This is a genomic window from Pseudomonas sp. Ma2-10, assembly GCF_054330215.1.
Genome location: NZ_JBTEYL010000001.1, coordinates 54,050 through 75,299 on the forward strand (window position 1 = coordinate 54,050; position 21,250 = coordinate 75,299).

The window sequence follows — 21,250 nt, forward strand, 5'->3', positions numbered from 1 at the left end:
CGATGCTCGGCGACTTTTCGTACTGTCCCCGGCGAGCGGTTCCCGCCATTCGGACAAAGACAACACCTGACCCCCTCCGGATTTTGCTCACAGATGTACGGTGTATGTTGCAACCGGAAAACTGAGCGCCTTGTTCTTATCGTTGGTCTTGCCCCAGAGAAAAATCACCTCAAGTGTCGACAAATTAACCAACGCCTCCAGACGGTTTCGCGGAATCGCTTTGCTCAAGCCGTTTAGCTCTCGCGAGAGGATTCTCGAGGCGACCCAAAGATCAATGACATCAACAGAGCCCAAGGGGCTGGTACATTTGCAACTCAGCCAGACAAATTGATTTTCTGTTATGCCTTTCCAGGCCTCCATTTTTATAGTCGGATGACCGCTGAACTCTGCAAGTTTGAGTGCATTCCCGACAGCTTTATCAATGGTGGGGGGAGGCAGATCGACCAAGGTATAGCGCATAACCGGAAATTTGGTTGCCGTAGATTTATCAGCACTACCACTAAACGTGACGAACAGGATCAGTTCCAGTTTCACTCCGTTGTCCATCGCATCCAGACGGCCTCGAGGAATCTTTGCACTCAAGCCATTTTCGGCCTCTGATTCATTAACATTCGAAGCTCTCCAGAGTTCAAAGACTTCGCCGCTCTCGTCCTCGCAACTCAACCAGACTTTTTGATAAATCCTGATACCGTCCCAGATAGTTATATTGAAATATGGATTACCGGCGAACACTGCAAGATTGAGCACTTCCCCGACGGCTTCAGCAATTTCCATATCGATCACGGTATAGCGTGCAACCAGAGAGCTGATCGCCTTGTTCTTATCAGTAGTCTCCCCCCAGGAAAAGATCACCTCAAGTTCCGTCAAATTTCCCAACGCAACCAATCTGTCTCGCGGGATTTGCTTGTGCAGACGGCCGGCAGTGATCTCCGCAGCGTTGACCTTCGCAGCGTTCCAAAGCTGAATGACTTCAACACGACCCGAGGCACTGGTGCAACGGCAACTCAACCAGCACAGTTGCCCTACTTTAATTCCCTCCCAGAGACCTATATTGATAACCGGATTACCGGCGAACAAGGCAAGATTCAGGCAATTGTCATCAGCCTGAAGAATCGAGGGCAGGGGGCGGTCATACGGGATGCCTAATGAAAACGACTGCTGTGGCGACAGCTCAAGCAAATTGGCAGCCTCGGCAAACCAACGAAAACTTCCGTCCTTTTTATCGCCACATTCAGCATTCCATGTCAGCCCTGCCATGCCCATCAACCGTTTTTCGCCCAGCGCCGGTGCCACGGTTACGCTCAGGTCGTTCGGCAATGTCCCCGCCCAGCCCAACCTCACAGGGATATCCATGAGTGGATTGCCGATTACTGAAGGGGCAATGCTGTACGAATAATCGTTGGCGCGACGTGGAAACGCCGTTTTTTCCCCCAGTTTTTGACCCGGCTCAAGGTCTCGGTAAAAGACCATGTCTAGCCACGGGCTTGTCGGCAACGCGTCAACCTCCAGGGAAGCCGATGATGATTGCCCCGTGTAAGGGCTGTTTACCTCAGCCTTGACCTCAGCCGGGCCTGTGGTCTTCGGTTGATAGGCATAGGATGACCAGCCGTCCCCCCGAGTGGGCACGATCAACGCTTGCGCATCTTCCTTTCCTTTCCAGCTCACGGGAATATTCGCCACGGGGGCTTTTGTGTAAAACGAGCCCACTTGAACCCACACCCTGGCACTTTCATTCTCCGCCAGCACCGGTCTGATCGTCGCCTCGCGCTGGCCGATGATTTCCAGCCGGTTGTGCCCCAGTGACATGGCCATCGATGTCGAGGACATAGCCGGTTGAGGCAACGTCAACTGCAGTGAGAAGTCGCCTGCATGCTGGCTGTTACGGCAATCGAGCGACCATCGGGCCCCACCCGATAAGATCTCGACACCAGTGCCCACAGCAGGCTCGACGATCACGTTCAGTTGCTCAACCGGTATGCCGTTCCAGTCGAGTACCATCGATAAACCGGACAGAGGCCCCAATGGATTGGGCAGGAATGAGAATGCATGCTTCGCCCCAAGGCACGGGTACGACGAAACAGCGGAAAGCACCGGGGTTGTATCCAGCGAGACGCGGCCCTCATCGGCAAGATTTCGGGAGATCAATCGGCCAGACTGCTCCAGGTCCTGACTGATCACCTCGAGAGCGCTCAGCTTCAACTCGAACCTGCCGCTCTTCGTTGTCCCCCCCGTGATCGTCCATTGCAGTCCGGTAGCGGTAAGCTTTTTTGGCACGCCAATGGGTGGGTCAAACGTCAGTCCCAGGTCCGGATCAGAATTGCGCCAGTCCAGCGTTACATCCTTGTCGAGCAACTGGCTGCCAGACTTGGGTGTAAGTGTCAGGGTAACGGTCTCGCCGCGCCAGCAGACAAAACCGAGCGCTGCGGGTACGAGCGGGTTGCCGATCGTCCACTCAACCTCGGCCTTCCAGGGGTTCGTCCGCCAGGCCGTGAACGGGAATGTCTCTTCAAGCGGTTCGCCCTCCTCGCCGCGAACTTGGATTGTGGCGACAAGACACTGAGTGCCATCTAAAGTCGGCTGATAGGACAACTCCGTCCAGCCCCCTTGGCCGGTGAACGTCTTGACTAGACCGCCAGGCGTCTGCCATTCGACTTCCACGTTCTCCACACCCTCCCGGGTCTCAGGTTCCACAAGCTGCAACAGCACTTGCACGCGCTCAGCTTGATCGATTACCGGGGAGCGATTGGCCTGGCGCGTATCACCGACAATGTACCGGTTGAGCCCCAGCGACATCCGATTGGAGCTGGACGTGTCTTGCAACCGCTTTGCCGCCAACAGCAACTCAAACTCGCCGTCCTTCGTTGCCTGAGTGCAATCGAGTGTCCAGACGACCTCCCCGCTTTGCCAATCAACAGTCGTATTCAGTGGCGGAGTCACGGTAACGCCGAGCGACTCAGCCGATTCACCTTTCCAGATCAACATCAACGGATAGTCCGGCAGCTCGCTGCCCGGCGACGCACTCACGCGGACGGTGAACACTCCCCCGCGGTGAGGATAGCCGGCCCTGCTACCCCAGGACGATTGGGCTCCGCCCTCAAAAGCCACCTGTGCAGTGTCGAATGGATCAGCCGCCAGCACTTTGACTTCCAGCGTTTCATTCAACTCGCCGGACGTGTAGTAAGGGCTATCGATCGCAATGTTGACCTGTTGCAGGCCGGTTACCGCAGGCGAGTATTCAACGTCGACACCACCGGAGCTGTCGGTGTGGGTGACTTTCGACTCACCTTCCAGCAACCAGACAACCCGGCGATCCACAAGGGGGAGGTCGGTGTAAAACGATTTCACCGTGCCTGTCAGACGGACTGACTGCTTATTGACGATCGGATCGAAATCACCGTTTTTGGGGTCTGCCAATGCGACGCGGTGATCGCCGATCGACAGTTTCAAAGGATAAGGTTCTGCATCCCACCTGCTGACAATCATCAGTTCAAGCTCACGCACAGATGCAGTGTCCGAGATACTGAATAACCAAGGGCTTTCCAGCACCTGCAATTTATTCAGTTCGGGGTCAATGACCACATTTGGGTCAAGGTCCTCGTTTTCGTCAGCCATCAATAAGGCAACTTCGGAGCCTTGCCACGCGCCGCCAGCCGTCTCCTGGAACGTCAGCCTGTGCGAGGCCCCGACGCCAGTGGCTCCCCGGCACACATAAACGGTTCCATCGGCGTGCGTCTGCTCATCGACCTGCACATGAAGCAGCTGCAAAGGCTCCAGTTGAATCCCGAAGTGCACACGGGTAAAGCTCATGCCGGCGGGCTCGCGTACGTCCGGAAAACCAAAAAGCACGGCAAGTGACTCATTGCGGTCATTGGGCTGAAGGTCAACTACGTATTCGCGATACGCGGGAATGAAATCCAGAGGGTCCTCTACCGAGAGGATCTCGTTCGGCGGGTCGTCTGACGCCACCACGGTCCCAACCGGCAGGTCAATGTTCTCTCCCCATACATCATCGTGGGCGATTCGGAAAAAGCCGTTTGCTCGCGTACTTTGATACAGAAAGCTCAATACATGAGTCACACCCTCGCTGCGCAGCACCGGCAATGGAAACTTTTGCTCGAGAGTTGCCTGAACGACCAGGCGCGCGACGTAGATCCGTCCCCCTTCATAATCGGGTTCCTCCAGGCTGGCAGCGTGGTGGGGGGGTGCACCCTTTTTCCACCCTTCAAACCAATCATCTTTGTCAAAACTGCCATTGACTATCAGGCTCTCGCCTTTCCTTACGGATTTCTTATTCATGATGATCAAGTCCTTGTGTTCAACCAAAGTCGCCGACTGCGCAACCCACCGAAAACCCCTCGCTGGAACTCACGGCGTCGTCTTCGGGGGGGCGAGCAGCGTTTCCACCTCGCGTGCCAGCTCCGGTCCGCCATCCCTGGCCAGATAGCGGACGGTCACAATGATGTCGTTCAGAGTCGCAAGCATTGACGCTTGTTCTTCCTTGCCATGCCGGGGGAAGCTCAACGTCCAATTCGACACCGCACCGGTACCTTCGAAGGGCAGGTAACGGTCGTCGGTCGCCATGACGACCATGCCGTTATCGTCCAGGCCAGTGGAAACACAGATCTGTTGGCTGTTACGCACGTTGATCTTGATATCCGGCCCCGCCGCGCTGTCCTTCACGCCGTGCATGAACTGCACCGCTGAAAACAGTGGTTTGGTCAACGTATGGCTGCCACGCTGCACCAGAGTCGCTCGCACGTCCTGATAAGGCCCCACCAGTACTGGCAGCGAAACGCTGATCGAAATGATCTGCCGGCAGTAATGCCCCGGGTAATCGAGGTCGAACAGTTTTTGGGGAAGGTTGAAGTTCAGGCTGCCCGACCCGGTAACGGGATCAAATACCTTCAGGGCCTCCCGCCAATTGGCAAAGCCTGGCTCCGGCTCATGAACCGGATTGTCGAACAGCTGTCGCAACGACACCGTCTTGACCAGTTCCAGCCGTCGTTCGTGACGTTTGAGGTACTCGCTTTCCAGCAACAGCAAGTCCAGTTTCAGCGACTCGGCCGCCGTCAGGCCGTGGTACTTCTCCATCCACACTTCCGGGCGAATAAAGGACTTGGTGTCATAGTCGCCGGTTTCGTAGCGCATGCAGGTTTCAACGGTCTGACACAGTGAGATCACCGCATCATGGGCCGGAAAATAAAGGTTCTTCATCTGGCCCAGCATCCAGGAGCTGAGTTCGACCGTGGTCAAGCGCTCCTGTTTGTAAAACGTGTAAAGCGCCTGAGCCTGGGCACTCGCGGTTTCGGTCTGGCGCAGGCTCGCCGTGGCCGCGCTGATGGAGTGGTCATGAGCCAGCAGTTGCTGATCCATCGCCAGCAGTTCAAGGCTGGCCTGCTGGCTGTTGAAGTTCCAGTCTTGCTGGCGGCGCCGGTAGTTTTCGGAGTTGGCCATGCGGTCGGCGTCCATGAGCAAGCCTTCCGAGATCACCTGCATCCCGTAACCTACAGCACGAAAGGGGCTGCCAACCTGATGACCGCCATTGGCCAGACCGAAGACATTGGGAAATGTATCGACAATGGCGCCCACGCCGTTCAACGCGGAACCCGTGGCAGCAAATATTTTGCTAGCCAGTATTTGATCCATGACCTCGTATTCGACCACCGACACATTCTCGCGGGATAACTGCTCGAAATGCACCATGCGTGCCTGCACCTGCCCCCGGGTTTGCAACAACGCATTCCTGGCCTCTTGCAACTGGCTGATGGTTTCCTTCTGAACATTTTCGGCAAAGGCACCCAACTCGATCAAATGGCTCTGTTGCAATTCCTCCTGCTGGCCGCGATCACGCTGCTCCATATGAAGGCGCAATTGCTCGCCAAAACGCGCATGGGTTTCCACGGCACGCAAGGCCATTTCCAGCATCGTGCGGAACCGATACGGTGGCACCACCAGTTGCCCCCCCATCCGTCGTGCCAGACCATCGGTGCCGGCCGCTTGTGCCCGCAACAGTTCCCGAGGGTCCACTGGCGGCGCGTAAAGGGGCAGGGACAACGGTTTGCCATCCAGCGTCAGGTAGTGACGCAGGTTGAACATTCGTTGACTGATTTCACGGTAAGTATTCAGCCACTCCTGGTTGAGCGGTGCCCGAAAGACGTTGACCCCCAGCATCTCCAGTCGGGGTCGGGTGGTCGTGCCCTGGGGCCAAGTGTCCGCCGACAGCACAAATGTTTGCTCGAACTCCCTCAATGTCTGACGTTCGCCCAGTTCGCTAATCAGATCTTCGATGGGTTGGGGCACCCAATCGTTGGCCGTACCAAACTCAGGGGCTTCGCCCATCAGCGACTGCGCACGCAAGTAATGCAATTGCGCCGCCGCCAGACTGTCGCGGGTCAACTGCCGGTACAACCAGTCGCCCCATTCGATCAGCGTACGCACATACCCCATGAACAAGGCAATCTGGTAATGCCTGGGTTTGCCATAGGCAATGGCGTCCGGGTCATTGGGCAAGGCCAGTTCATGGGCAATGTCGCCCGCCAGGTTGAGCGGCCGACAGCGCCAATAGTCGGGGGCGTCCGGCACACCGGGTTCGATCTCCGCAAAAGACTGCGCCTTCAATTGCGGATCGAACAGGTAATGACTCCAGCGCTGAGCCTCAAGAAAACGCCCTTCATCGCGCAGGCGATGGGTGACCAGGTGCACCAGGTGAAAAAACAACTCCCAGAAGTACAGCCCATTGCTGCCGTCGAAGGGGCCATTGATTTCCACGGCACCACCGGGCAGCGCGGGTTCTGGCAAATGCTGGGTCGTCCAGTCCAGTACCGCCGCCACGGAAATATCTGCCCGGGCCACCAGTTGCGGGCCAATCAGCGTATTCAGTCGGGTGTAACGGAATTTTTGCCCGGCGATCGCATGATTGAAGTCCAGAAACTGCGCCGCCGAGTCGGGGCTTCGATGGAGTTTTGGCACCACATACGTTGGCGGTAATGAGGACAGCTTCACCTCGAAAGCGTTGCGACCATGCCCCTCGGCCCCAAACACAAAAGGAATCGCCTTATTGATGGGTAATTCACCACCACCGCGTTCTATTTTCATCCACGGCGTGCGCAGATTTCCGTCGATCTTGAGCTTGCCTGTCCATGGTGCCGGGTCTACTTCTGTCGCGGTGGTGGATTCAAGTTTGAACGTCGCCTCCACGCCGCCAAGGTTCTTGTCGCAGGTCCCCCGCACCCGCAGGACGTCCTTCAGCGTGCCGGCTACCAACTCGCGCGCAATGGTCACCTCCAGCTTGAGGTGCTCATTCAGGTCTCCCGACTCGTTGGTTGTACTGTCCACCGTCAACGAAATGCGCTCCTGCGGCATGACGGAGAACTGCAACGTATCGCGGTCCTTGAACCGTACGTGCGCCAACTCCAACAGGGCGGCCATTTCGTTCGGCCGCTTGCGAAACAGCGTGTCACGGATCTCGTAGATGGAAGGCTTGCCGTCGTCATCCTCGTCCATCGATGAGAGGCCGGTGAAACACACCGCCAGTTTGTCATCCGCGCCGCGTTGCTCGGCAAACACCACCGCTACCAGACGCCCCGTTAACGGTTCAAAGTCCTTGTCGTACTGCGACTGGTGCAAAGTCACCGGAGCGGACCATTGCCCGCTGATTGTCACGAAAGACGCCAGCACGTCCAGCCGCGCCGGCTCCACCTGCTGACCTTCATCGTTAGTCAGCGCCTCGGCCCAGGTGGCCCAGACCACGGACAAACGTCCCCTCCAGAACACGGGACGAATATCCAGCATCGTTTCAGTCAACGGAATATCGATCGATTGCCACTCGCCCCAGGCCGTCGGGTTGACATAGTTCGGGTTGGCAGAGACATCGATCCGCGCCTTACGCCAGAAATACCGGTAAGGCGGAGTGCGCTCCCTGCCGATGAAATAATAAGTGGCGTCCTTGAAGTCGCTGCGGTCGATATAACCGCTGAGCACCTCCATGTCACAGGTTTCCTGGAAGGCTCGCAAATACTCCTTGATCGCACTGTGCACGGAATCTTCGGTGAGCCGCGTCTGGTTCAGGTTGCTTTCAAGGGTTTTGAACAAACTCGTCCGTTTGATCCGCAACGAGGGATCGATAAAATTTTCCGGGTAATCCTCGACCATTTGATTGGCGGCCCAGATATCAAAGCGACTTTCGATGTTCTGCCAGTACTCCACATCTTCAGGGTCGAAACGCGCCTCGGAATAACCCGGTTCCATGCCGTTGTATACGCTGTTGATGTACTGCTGGACGCTGGCGATCGCCTGCGCCACATGAGTGGTCCGAGGCTCGGCACTGACCTGCGGGTCGACGAACAACAGCTCGTACAAATCGTCCCGGGTCACCGGTTTTACGCCACCCGGTTGTGTAATCAGTCGTGTATTGCGCGCGAGGCTGGCGACGGCGTCGAGCAATGACTGAGCCATTGGGCCCTGGTTGGACATCGACATGTTGGACTCCCATCCTGTTAACTCAATGCCTCAGCCCGACAACGGGCGCAGGGGCAACCGTGGTTTACCGAACGCCAGGGCCTGGTGCCCCGGCGAGACATTCAGCTCGCGGCAGGTTTTCTCAACGTGCCCGGCAAAAATAAAAGCTCGCTCACTTGCGAGCAATTGAGTGCCAACTGGAAATCGCCATCGCGCACATCGGCGCAATCGATGAGCCAGGACAACGGTTCGCCCGGTTTAAACGCTTCGGTAGCGGCAAGCCTTGGCGTGAACGTTATGCCCATTGCGGCGGCGCTATGGACGGCACTCCAGCCGACAACGGCGGTCGCCTTTTCCCTTTCGGGCAGCGCACTCACCGGCTCGATCTCCAGCCGGTAGCGACTGTTTCTCAGCAAGGGCAGCGTGTCGTTCACCTGTTCTACGGGGTGTTCGACGCCGTCCTCCAGCCTGAAGAGCTTGACGTCCCATATGAAAGCCGCCTCGACGGTCAGGTTGAAAACCTCCTCGGAGTCCTGGTCTTCCGGTTGTGCCGTTACCTTGTACGCCCCTTCGTTACTGACCTTGAATGGGAACGTCGAGCGCCCGGCCGAATCGGTTTCGATCGTAATGCTTTGGGGGGCGGCCCCTTTTTTCGAGCTCGATTCAATGCTCCATCTGACCGGATACTTCGGGATCGGACGAGCACCGTCCGAGAGGCTGTCCTTGAGCTCGATCCAGAGCATGCTCGGCTCACGCGCCCCCGCGACAGGCGCCCTATAGTCGGTGGACCAGTCCGTAATCAACACATCCTCAGCCACAAAGATCTCTATACGTTCCTGCAGACCGAGCGTGCCGACTTCCGCCGTCACCTCCGATTCACCTGCGCTGTCCAACCTGGACGTCCAGACAGCACGACCGTGTTCATCGGTCTTCGCGGTTCCCACATTGATTCCCACACTCCATCGAACGTCGTAGCCCGCATACCCTTTACCGTCTAACCCGATCACATCACATACCAACCGCAACGACTGGCCAGACACGGCTGCCGAGTCGATATAAAAGGCTTTGATGCGGGGCTCATCGACAAATCTGATGTCGGTGAACACTGTGGCCTCCCCGCTGAGCGCATGGCGGGCAATGACTCTCTCCGCCCCCGGCTGCCGGCTAGTCACGTACACTCTGGCGATACCCTCGCTGTTGGTGAAGGTTTCTTCCGGACTGATCGTGCCCAACATCGAGGACCAGGAAATCGGCTTGCCGATGGCCAGGTTTCCATATTCATCGATGACCCGCACCGAAACCCTGGCGGTGTCTTTTCCATCGGCCAGCAATTCGCGATCCGGCACGACCTCTTTACTGAACGTCTCAAAGTACAGAGCATCACCGCAATCGATCACTACGGTGCCCGCATGGACCTCTTCACGCATGTCCAGCCTATACGACACATGAGCAGCGCCCATTTCACTCTCGGCCAGCAATCGGGTCGACGTCTTGCCCTCATGGTCGGTACGGGTGGCGTAATCCAACAGCACCCCGACTCCGCTGTGGCTCCAGTACACATCGACATACTTCATCAACTCACCGGCGAAGTTGCGCAGGACCAGAGTGAAGGTCGCCATTTCACCCGGCACATTGGCCACCAGTTTTTTGTTGTCCACCTGGCAACGTACATCAAGGCTTTGGCCGAACTCGCCAAGGGGCTCGTCCTGTCCGTCCACAGACACCCGCGACAGGCTTTCCAGCGCACGCTCTGCGGCCTCGCGATAGGCTTCGTCGCTGCTTTTAGGCGTCAAACGTCCCAACGTCAGCAACGTTGTGAACCCCATGCCTGTCAGCTCCTCGCCTTCCAGTAACCGCAACAGCAACGCCAGTTGCGGCAGGTTGCGGATCAGCGGTTTGGGTGCCTCGGATCCGTCCTGCGCAGGCGGGTTGACATGGGCGGCGCACTCCAGAACGTCTCTGATGCCACAGCCGAAAAAGTCGGCCAACTTCCCGGCCGCCGCATCACGTACCAGGCTCAGGGCATCCTCGGAGAGGTCCTCGGGCAGTTGATTGACCATTTTCAAGTAGTCGAGCAGTTTCTCAGCCGGTTGCCTGGCCAGTTTCACGGCCCGACCGTACAGAGTCAGATAGAAGATGGTTCTGAGTGACAGCTCGCTTCTGTCCTCCACGCCGAACCAGGTCGATTGTCCACCTTCCAGGTACTGCACCAACATCGCCGAACTGAGCTTGATCTCGCGGGCCACGCTACTGCGCCGGCTCAACTCGACGAGCAACCGCAAAAACTCCCGTCGCTCGGACTCCTCAGGTTCAGGGGGCTCAACCGGCTCCTCGGCGGCTTCCGCCGGCAGGCCTGCGGGAATGGCCTTGATCGCCTGGTCAAGGAGTTGATAGACATTACCGCCCGACCAGTCGATAACCGGCAATACCAGGTCCGAAGACAACTCCAGATACACCGCAAAACTTTCCTGCACCACCGTGCGCTGCCCCGTCCGGGTCTTTAATACCGCCGTCAGGATGGTGTCTTCTACCCAGGGCATGCTCTCTAACGGAACGCCGGCGGCCTTCACTGCCGCATTGATTTCCACACTGGCGCGGTCCCGGTAACTGCTTTCGGACTCCCCGCTCCGGCCGATTATCAGCCCGGCACCGTCCACCAACTCTGCAAGCAGCTGCATCCAGCCTCGAAGGGGCTTGTCGGGTGGTACCCCTGCGTCCAGCAGTAGCACTTCGCTCATGCGTACCGGTTGCAGCTGGGTATTCAATTGCTCCAGCAACTTGAGTTCCGCATCGGCCGCCGCCACCGGCACCGGCACCGGCTGCACATGCTGCATCAGCCACATTGCGCTCAACTGTTCGTGCCGGCTCCAAAACACTGCCGTAAGCGCTGCATGGATAGCACTCAACGTATCGGTCTGCGTCGTGAACTTGTGCAGGGCAACCTGCGTAGGCCCCGCCAACCGGGCGAGCCAACCATCGTTTTCGGTATCCAGAAAATCCAGCAGCGCCACCCCTTCCAGCGGGCTGATGCCAAACAAGCGAGGCAACCGCACCAGTCGATAAAAACTCGATAGCACCGAGAGGCTGCGCTTGAGCTTCATGGCCGACATGCCGGCCCCCGGGTCATGGGCAATCGCAATCAACACGGCCAGATACCGGTAAGTGCTGAAGGTAATGCCCAGGGCCGCACAAATGTGATCGGCGGTACGTTGATCTTCGTCGTTTTGCGGGACCACGGAGAACTCGACGTCATCGATCTGCAGGGGCTTGAGGAACAACGATTGCGCGTTGTAAATACGGTCGAACTGCGAGAGTTCCTTGCCCCGCCCATACACCGAAACAACGTCCAGAAAGGCCGCACACTCTTCCGCCGTACAGCCGTAATCGCCTCGCAACTCTTGAAACAGGCCAATAGAGCGCATCGTGTCATCAGTGATCCAGATAACTTTGACGCGCGCCGATCCTCCACGGTTTTCGGCGTTGATTGACGCAATGATCAATTGGTCAGTCTCGTAGGCCGCCAGACCCAGCCAGCGATCCAGGCGCACCTTGCGATTGATGCGGTCAAAACGATGCTGGTTGCTGCTGTCCAGATTCTTGAGCTTGAAATTCACTGCGTTGCCGTTGCTCTCCCTTTGCAGAGAGATCGGCTCTCCCTGGCCACCATTGACATACACCGATCCGAAATCGACCGGGGTGGTCGGTGCGGCAGGATTGGTTTCGTCGATCGGCTTGAGCGGGTCTCGCCCCCTGAGCAGGGCCGGGGCATTGGGAGACAACACAGGGGCAAACGAGCCAATGGAAAACAGCGCCTCCACCCCGGTCTGATCAAGCTGCGTGGCCCGGCTGAACGCATCGAGGTCCAGCAATTCCTGATAGCGTTCACAGTTGAAGTTGTCCCGAAAAAAGTCCTCGATCGGAGTATTCGATGGCTCAACGACATGCCGGGTTCGCGGGTTGACCCAGGGCAGCGCCGGTCTTTTATCACCGCGGGAGGACGAGGCGGGCGTGCGCCCAGGCTCGGTCAACAGTGCCTGCTGTCCGGGTGCCAGGCCTGACGTCATGCGCAAGGCAATATCGGAATTGGCACCACGGGCACCCGTTTCCTTGAAGTACGGATACTGCAAGTCAGTCAGGCGCACGATATCGCCCAGCAGGTTGGACGTCCTGCGAGCCTTGACGGCATGTTCAATGGTTTGCCAGGAGCGGTCGAAAGGTAGTGTATTGGGGTAGCGCGCGGTGATCAGCAAACCGTCGATGTCCAACGGGACCTGCTTGTTGGCCTCGATGTTGGCCATCAACACCTCGGTCACGATACTGATCGCCGGTTCCACACGATTGACCGCGCCCTCGTCGATCAAAAGAGCCCACAGATCGGGACGTCGCACGTTCAGACCAATGCTTTGCCCTGGCGCCCCGCTGGGCTCAACATTGAGTAACGCCCATTGAATGATCGACATCAGGTACGCCACCGGGGAAACGCTCGATTCAATAGACCCGGCGGGGCTGCTGTTGGCCAGATCCGGCTTGAACAGATCGGCGAACGTCGGCCCGTCAACCAGCGCTCGCACGCCGGTACGGGGCCCGCGGCCGACATCCTCGTGGCGCGTCAAACGCTGCTCGCGGAACTCACGCGCCAGGTACCGGGCCAGGCTGTAACTGCGCTGCAGCAACAGACGCCCCTCGTGCGCGGTGAGTTTGAACTCCTTGCACAGATCGGCGTGGCATCGCTGCACCAGATCGAACACGTTACCGCCCTTGTCCATGAACGCCTGCAACGTGCCCAACCGGGCAATGCGCGCCTCATCGAAGAGATTAACCAGCAGTTGCTGGCTGGGACGAAGACTGGAACCTGTCATTGTCATGCTCCTTGATTGACCGATAGCGCCGAGCATCGGCCTGGGCGCTTGAAAAGCGCGTACTGTGGGGAGATTCAATACCTGCATCGGAGCCGCGCCTACTGTCATAAATGACAGTAAACGCAACTATTTATCTAAATATTCACGCATCGACATGAACGCTCATTCAACCCGCGTTAACCACCCGCAACCGGACGGGCACCGGCATCCAGCCAGACGGTGTCCCTGCTTTGGTTACATTCCCGGTAATGACAAACGGGCCAATTGGCAACGTACGTGTGACGACGATCGCCCAATGCCCCTGAGCGTCCGCCACACCCGTGCCGTAACCGGTATTACCGTCACCGTTCTCGCGCAGGTTCACGGTCGCCCCCGGCAATGCGATGCCGCGGATCAATGGGCGAGGGGGGACTTGGGCGTTGCTCTGTGGGCTGAGCATGACCAGGGGTCTGATTGTGTTTGTCACGGTGACGTTGATCGGGCCGAAAAAGACTGAGAGCTGGCCGTCGATAAACTGTCGCGCCACAATCTGATGCGGTCCAACAGTCAGCACAGGCAGACGAACCGACCACACGCCCTGTGCATCCACGATGGCGCTGGCTTCGACCTGCGTCAGGTTGTTGTGTTTATGCACATCGATACGGGCACCCGGCATGCCAGTACCGCTGATCAGTGGCTGCACTTCGACTTGTTCGTTCATCTGCGGCCCGATAATGACGGGGCCTGGAAAATTGGCGGGTACCTGAACCACAGTCAACGCCTGATTCGACAGCCGCAAGGCCGACGACACATCATCCCGGAGCTGACGAACAGAACAGGTAAACGCCCCTACCGGCAACGCTGCCGTGAAACTGGCCGTCCAACGCCCCTCGCGGTCCACGAAACCACCGGCCAATTCGGTGAGGACGCCTGCTTTAAAAATCTGAACATACGCCCCTGGCACACCACTGCCCGACATCACCGGCTTGCGCCCCACGCGGTCACCTGGCTTTGGATAATCGATCGTCGGTGCCGTGAAGTCCCTGGGCAATTTCTCCACCATAAAACGCCCGCTTTCGACCCGCTCCGATACGACGCCCCCAGAGATTTGTTGCACCACGACCCGGCAAGCCCCCTCCGGCAACGTCTGCGAACTCTGTATCTCCCATCGCCCGTAGGCATCGGCAGTTGTGGACGCCAGCACCTGCGCAGGGTTGAAGCAGGAGGCAACGGTGATCGCCGCCCCCGGCGTGGCCAGCCCCCGGTAAAACGGTTGGGCGCCCACCCAGTCACCGGCGGCCGGTTCGTAAAGGGTCGGCCCGGCAGCGAGCAACGTCACGCTGGCGACACTCCAGTCCGACACCACGGCATTAAGGGTACTGAGTGCACGATACAAGTAAGGATCTGCCCCTCCCAGCACATGGGTCAATTTGCCAGACCAGTAACCCTGCGGACCCACCACAAAACTACCGATGACCTCCGTGTAACCATCCCGCGTCACTCTCACCGTATCGCCGGGATAACCCGCCCCGGACGCCACTACCCACGCTGGCGTGACGAATTCGCCCCCGCTCGGGCTTTCGATCACCGGCGCATTCGGCACGACGGTGAACACACGATCGATACTGGCCCGCTTCCCGCCCTTGTAACTCTGCTCGGCCACCATTGTTGTCGAGCCCACGGTCGGCAGGTTGACAGTCCGGTGCCATTGGCCATTCGCGCCCACCGGAATGTCGGATGCAATCACCGTGTTGCCAATCTTCAGCGTGACCGACGCTCCGGGTATACCGGTTCCCACCACCTCGCTGCTGCGAGCAAACCGGGCATTGGCAGCGGGCGTGGTGATGACCGGCAACCCCACCTTGACGTTGAAGACTATCTCGTCACTGGGTTCGGATGGATACGTCCCGAACTCTTGCACGACATAGATAACCTGCTGCCCCTCTTTCTCGAACTCCTTGTCGAGCTCAACCGCCCAGGCACCCGTGGTCGATACGGTCGTTTGCCCCAGCACCTTGTTGCTGCTCGTTGCGTCGCACACTTTGATCGTGCTGCCCGGGAAAGCGTTCGTGCCCCGGACGATGAGTTTGAAACCCACCTCGTTATTGTTCTGCGGGTAAGTAATGCCCGGCACCGGGGTTTTGACCGTGAAGGTGTGATCCTTCCAGGTGGATGCCTGTCCGCCAAACGTCGCTTGTACCTGAACGGTGATCGAGCCGGGAGACTTCAGCGTGGCGTTAAAACCCCAATTCCCTGTCGTGGCGTTGGACTTGAACGCGTGGATCTGCGCGCCATCCTTGTAGCGCACGACGACATCGGCATTCGGCCAGGTGGTGCCGTTGAACTCTGTCGTTAGCTCCACGGGCGCGCTGCCGGGTTTGGTGACGAGCGACGGGTCAGGTTTGATGATCAGCGGCGCACTCAGCACCGTAAACTCCGACCAGCGGCTATTGATTCCTTGCCGCGCTTTGACGGTGTAACTGCCCGGGGCAATCTTGCCCGTGGCCGTGATACTCCAGGATGTCACCGAACCTTGCGGGTTCGGAAGGAGTGTATGTGTTTGGTTATTGAGCTGGATTTGAATATCCCCCGCCCCAGCGCCCTCCCAAACATTGCGCGTCCCACTGAACCTCGGGATCTGTCCGCTCAGAGTGGGAGCATTGAGGGTCGGCATGGGTGTATTCACCGTCACCAGTGCCTCGGTCCACCCCGTGTTCCTGATCCGACCACCGACGCCATCAGTAACGCTCTGCTGCACGTCGTATGCGTATTGAGAGTTACTTGGCAACAGGCCCGTGATGTCCTTTGTCCAGTTTCCGTTTGAGACAGCGACATCCGGCAAGGCCGGCGAACTATTGCTCCTGTAATGAATATGGACCTTCGTATCCGCGCCCACAGCGTTATATGCCGTGCCGGACAAGCGCACAGTGGTCTCGTTGGGGTACGTGACAGTGATTGGCGGTAACTGGGGGGGGCGGATTCTGAACTCGCGCGGAACACCTCTCCCGGAGCTCACGCCTGCCTGGCTTTGCTCCGCCACCAACGAAACAGTGCCGGGCTCAAGGTTCACTGTCGCGTACCAGGTTTTGTCACCGGTGTTATACACCCCTCCCCGTCCCACGTGCGTAGACGCCAGATCGATATAGATATCGACAATGGAGCCCGGCAAGCCATTGTTGCCGGTCACGTTAAACGACATGTTCTGCTCGGTAGCGGGGCCGGTGATGGCCGGCGCACCTAACAGTTTAAAAGTCACGGGGTCCGAATAACCGAGGGGGACGCCACTCAATATGTATTGAGCTTGTACACTGATGTCACCACTTGGCAGCATTACATTCCGCCGCGCTTCCCATCGACCGAAAACTGAAACGGTAACTACCTCGCTGAACACATCCCAATGATTGGTCGCCCTGACCACACAAACTTTGGCATTTACATTGGCTGCGCCCTTGAAGGAAATCAAGTCGCTGCGCACAACTTCATTTGCTCGCGGCTGAGTTACTTCCGCCCCTATTATTCGGAATGTACGGTCTGCGGTGCGACGAGTAGTGTAAGTGTCCTTGGATTGTTCAAGGTAGATTGAATAATCACCGTAGGGCAGAGGTGCGTCGGGATAGATAGACCAAGCGTTCTCGGCCGCACTGAACCTACCTCCAAAAAAACCAATCAATCGATTATTTACAATTTGCAGAGTGCAATCCCCGCCGCCCGTTCCGTAAATACGCGGATAACGTTCAGAGATAATGGCATTTTGAGCCGGAAAATCAATGACAGGTAAATCACTTACATAGACAGACCTATAAACAATGTCAGATTTCCGGTCATTAAAATACCACCACGTTGCGTAATCCCCAACACCAACGCTAGGACTATCACTGTACAAGTAATTCCAATTAACACCTTGATACCAAATTTGTTCTCTCGAGAAGACGGTTCTATAGTTAACCATAAAAACAATCGTAGCCTGATGCCAACCTTGCTGCGCAATATTGAACTGTATATATCCACGATTTTGGTTGACGATACTTCGATTAGGAGGATACCCAATTTCCAATCCACTAAGTAATAACCCTGGCGACTCAAATGCCCCAGCGACCATGATTTCGGCGGGGGCCGGCAGGGTATCTCCAGAAAGAGACTCTTCAAGATTACGTGCCTCTTTACTGGCAGAATCCTCGCCCCCCGCAGCAGACACTTTCTCGTCCGAGTCGCCTGACATACAACACCCCCTAAGTTCATTTCTCTAGTGATAAAGGACTCAGGTTTATTTCTATGCCACTCCTCAAGCTTCTACTACCTGTCAAATGTGACAGTAACGACGAACGGTCATCCTACACCCCATCACTTTCTCCAATGTTTTCAACCCCTCAGCCCCGATGCAACCGCCGAAGCCTTGACCATCCAGACCTACGAGACCTTTTCGACCGTCAGCATTCTGCTGCTCGACCTGGCTGAAAGCCTGGACGACAGACCGCGTCACCTGGCGATGGCGATTTATCGGATGAGTGAGTTGGGGTTGTTGCTGGTGGAGAGGTCGCTGGCGAACGAGATGGCGATCAAGACGACGTAGCATTTCAGCCGTTGGTTTTTTGTTGTTTGCGCTGACGTCATCGCCAAGATTGCGTAGATTTCAGGCCGAAGCAGGCAACGGCTGAAAACTGAAGTATTGCTTCAAGGCGCTGACCAATTGGCCATACTCCGGCGGTGCCCGTTGCAGGCTGAACCCGGCGTCATAGTGGTGAGGGGTCGTGTCTTCATGGCACCACAGGCAACACGCCTGAAGATCAATGACCTGCATGCAGCCATCGCTGGCGGGGATTTTCAGGCGCAAATCGAAATCGGCGCCGATCATCATCGGCAACTGACTGATCAGCATCAGCCCGTCTTCGGACACGTTGCCCAGAAAGCCGATGGGTTTGTCGGTGACGCTGTTGAACACTCTTAGAAAATACGGCAGTTGATGCCGCTCGATCCGGCGGTCAGTGAACATGCGCAAATGGCCCGGCAAGGCTCTTAAGCAGAGCCGCACTAATGCTTCGGAACGGGCCTGCTTCTTTTTATACAGAGGCATGGGCGCGCTCTCCCCGATCCCGGTGCGACAGTCCATAAAGCCGCTGTCGCTTACTCCTGCCGATCACAGGTGTTACCTCGGTTCAGAGGCAGCCTTTAAACCGATCTATTCGACTATAGCTCACCACTGCAGGTGAGCCAGCCTTTGAGCAACTACGACAATCAGAACTGCGTCGGGCGCACGACCGCAGCAGCACTTCGCAGCGGATAGTGACCCAGCGACTGCAAGGTTTCCAGGCGGGCGCGGGCGCGGTAGGCGTATTCACTTTGCGGGTACGAGGCGATGATGAACTGGTAGGTTTGCGCCGCATCGACAAACAGTTTCTGCCGTTCCAGACACAAACCGCGCATCATCGATGCTTCCGGCCACACGTAAGGCCGAGCTCGGCTGGCGCGTTCGACTTTGGACAGTTCAAGCATGACCTGTTCGCAGTTGCCGCGGTCATAGGCGCTGTAGGCGTTATTCAAATGATGGTTCATCGACCAACGGGTGCAGCCCGTGACGCTGAGGGCACTGATGGCAAGGGCGGCAATGAGCACGAATCGCATGGGGGTTCTCCTGTCTTGAGTTCTGTATCGACCCGTGGCGCGAAATCTTCAGGAATGTTCGTTTCAATAAACAAACGAATAAGTAGTGCATATGAACAATGACTACAACCGGAGAGCATAGTAGCCTCACTCAGCGCTTGAACTCAGGAGTCTATGCATGTCCGTCCGTCGCACCAAAATCGTCGCCACCCTTGGCCCGGCCAGTAACTCGCCGGAAGTTCTCGAACAGCTGATTCTGGCTGGCCTGGACGTCGCCCGCCTGAACTTCTCCCACGGCACCCCCGACGAGCACAAGGCTCGCGCAAAGCTGGTGCGTGACCTCGCGGCCAAGCACGGCCGTTTCGTCGCCCTGTTGGGTGACCTGCAAGGCCCGAAAATCCGTATCGCCAAATTCGCCAACAAGAAGATCGAGCTGAAGATCGGTGATCAGTTCACCTTCTCCACCAGCCATCCGTTGACTGAAGGCAACCAGCAAGTGGTCGGCATCGACTACCCGGACCTGGTCAAGGACTGCGGCGTGGGCGACGAGCTGCTGCTCGACGACGGCCGCGTGGTGATGCGCGTTGATACCGCCAATGCCACCGAGCTGAACTGCACCGTGCTGATCGGCGGCCCGCTGTCCGACCATAAAGGCATCAACCGTCGCGGTGGCGGCCTGACCGCTCCGGCCCTGACTGAAAAAGACAAGGCGGATATCAAACTCGCGGCCGAAATGGAAGTCGACTACCTCGCCGTGTCCTTCCCGCGTGACGCTGCCGACATGGAATACGCCCGTCAACTGCGCGACGAGGCCGGCGGTACTGCCTGGCTGGTGGCGAAGATCGAACGCGCCGAAGCCGTGGCCGACGACGAAACCCTCGACGCGCTGATCAATGCATCCGACGCCGTGATGGTGGCTCGCGGTGACCTGGGTGTGGAAATCGGCGACGCCGAGCTGGTGGGCATTCAGAAGAAAATCATTCTGCACGCGCGCCGCCACAACAAAGCTGTGATCGTGGCGACCCAGATGATGGAGTCGATGATCCAGAACCCGATGCCGACCCGCGCCGAAGTGTCCGACATAGCCAACGCCGTGCTCGACTACACCGACGCCGTGATGCTCTCGGCTGAAAGTGCTGCTGGTCTGTACCCGCTGGAAGCGGTGCAAGCCATGGCGCGCATCTGCGTCGGCGCTGAAAAGCATCCAACCAGCAAGACCTCCAGCCACCGCATCGGCAAGGTCTTCGAAAGCTGCGACCAGAGCATCGCCCTGGCGGCCATGTACACCGCCAACCACTTCCCGGGTGTGAAAGCGATCATTGCCTTGACCGAAAGTGGCTACACGCCGTTGATCATGTCGCGCATCCGTTCCTCGATACCGATCTACGCATTCTCCCCGCACCGCGAAACCCAGGCCCGCGCGGCCATGTTTCGTGGCGTCTACACCGTCCCGTTCGACCCGGCATCGCTGCCGCCTGAGCAAGTCAGCCAGGCCGCGATCGACGAGTTGCTCAAGCGCGGCGTAGTCGAGAAAGGCGACTGGGTCATCCTGACCAAGGGCGACAGCTACCACACCATCGGCGGCACCAACGGGATGAAAATCCTGCACGTTGGCGACCCGATGGTCTGATTGACCGGTTGCTGAAAAACAAAAGCCCCGCCATTCACATGGCGGGGCTTTTTGCTTTCCGATGATCGCTCCCACGCCAAGCGTGGAAACGATCGGCTATCAATGCCGTTTGATAAACCCGGTCAACGCCGCAATCGCTTCCGGCGAGCGCAACCGTTGGGTGAACTGTGCGCGCTCTTCTTCTATTGCCTTGCGCAGATGTTCGCGGTCCGGGGCTTTCATCAATTGCTTGCTGATACGCACCGCTTCCGGTGGCAGCGACTCGAAACGCAACGCCATCTCCCGCGCTTTGGCCAACACCGCATCGCCACTGTCCAAGGCTTCGGTCGCAATCCCCCACTGCGCGGCTTGTTCACCACTGAAACCTTCGCCAAGCAGCAACAACTCAGCGGCTTTGGCCTGCCCGAGCAGTCGTGGCAGGATCAGGCTCGAACCGAACTGCGGGCAAAGGCCGATATTCACGAACGGCATCCGAAGGCGCGCATCGCGGCTGACATACACCAGATCACAATGCAGCAACATTGTCGTGCCAATGCCCACGGCTGCACCGGCCACGGCGTTGACTTCAGGGTCGCAATCCGCCTGTTTCAACGCTTGCGCCAAGTGGCTGTACATGGCGCGGGTCAAGGCGTTTTTTTTGCCGGGGCGGTTGAGGCGAAGGGTCAGCAAGCCGCGCTCACGTTCCAGCTGGATGGCATCGCTCATGGTGGTCTCGGTGTCTGAAAAT

At 57.8% G+C, this 21,250-nt stretch carries 8 protein-coding genes and 1 pseudogene; 2 read left to right on the forward strand and 7 right to left on the reverse strand.

Annotated elements, in window-relative coordinates:
• Positions 1 to 87: 87 nt before the first annotated feature.
• From ACXPVS_RS00285 to ACXPVS_RS00300, 4 genes are all read right to left on the reverse strand, one after another.
• Positions 88 to 4,296 carry a hypothetical protein gene (locus tag ACXPVS_RS00285; protein ID WP_458508128.1) on the reverse strand — a complete coding sequence of 1,403 codons (4,209 nt, stop codon included), beginning with the start codon at positions 4,294 to 4,296 and terminating at the stop codon, positions 88 to 90.
• A 69-nt stretch (positions 4,297 to 4,365) separates the two neighbouring features.
• On the reverse strand, positions 4,366 to 8,478 hold the full coding sequence (locus ACXPVS_RS00290) for a Tc toxin subunit A-related protein (protein WP_458508129.1): 4,113 nt from the start codon (positions 8,476 to 8,478) through the stop codon (positions 4,366 to 4,368).
• 101 nt (positions 8,479 to 8,579) lie between these two features.
• Positions 8,580 to 13,316 carry a Tc toxin subunit A gene (locus ACXPVS_RS00295; RefSeq protein ID WP_458508130.1) on the reverse strand — a complete coding sequence of 1,579 codons (4,737 nt, stop codon included), beginning with the start codon at positions 13,314 to 13,316 and terminating at the stop codon, positions 8,580 to 8,582.
• Between the two features lie 166 nt (positions 13,317 to 13,482).
• A complete protein-coding gene (locus ACXPVS_RS00300) occupies positions 13,483 to 17,514 on the reverse strand; it encodes a hypothetical protein (protein ID WP_458508131.1) in 4,032 nt (1,343 codons plus the stop codon).
• A 153-nt stretch (positions 17,515 to 17,667) separates the two neighbouring features.
• Between ACXPVS_RS00300 and ACXPVS_RS00305 the strand changes: the two are divergent.
• Positions 17,668 to 17,865, forward strand: a pseudogene (locus ACXPVS_RS00305) (DUF6124 family protein); the annotation flags it as partial.
• A gap of 60 nt (positions 17,866 to 17,925) precedes the next feature.
• Here ACXPVS_RS00305 and ACXPVS_RS00310 read toward each other — a convergent pair.
• Both ACXPVS_RS00310 and ACXPVS_RS00315 read right to left on the reverse strand, forming a co-directional pair.
• Entirely contained in the window at positions 17,926 to 18,285 is a 360-nt protein-coding gene (locus ACXPVS_RS00310) for a PilZ domain-containing protein (protein ID WP_123367856.1), read from the reverse strand.
• Positions 18,286 to 18,527: 242 nt separating this feature from the next.
• Positions 18,528 to 18,914 (reverse strand): tetratricopeptide repeat protein, encoded by a 387-nt coding sequence (locus ACXPVS_RS00315; RefSeq protein WP_415757667.1) that lies wholly within the window; start codon positions 18,912 to 18,914, stop codon positions 18,528 to 18,530.
• A gap of 157 nt (positions 18,915 to 19,071) precedes the next feature.
• Here ACXPVS_RS00315 and pyk point away from each other — a divergent pair, with 157 nt between their 5' ends.
• Entirely contained in the window at positions 19,072 to 20,523 is a 1,452-nt protein-coding gene (gene pyk, locus ACXPVS_RS00320; RefSeq protein ID WP_458508132.1) for a pyruvate kinase, read from the forward strand.
• A 99-nt stretch (positions 20,524 to 20,622) separates the two neighbouring features.
• Here pyk and ACXPVS_RS00325 read toward each other — a convergent pair whose 3' ends face one another.
• Complete coding sequence (locus ACXPVS_RS00325; RefSeq protein WP_458508133.1) at positions 20,623 to 21,228, reverse strand: enoyl-CoA hydratase-related protein; 606 nt, start codon at positions 21,226 to 21,228, stop codon at positions 20,623 to 20,625.
• Positions 21,229 to 21,250 lie beyond the last annotated feature (22 nt).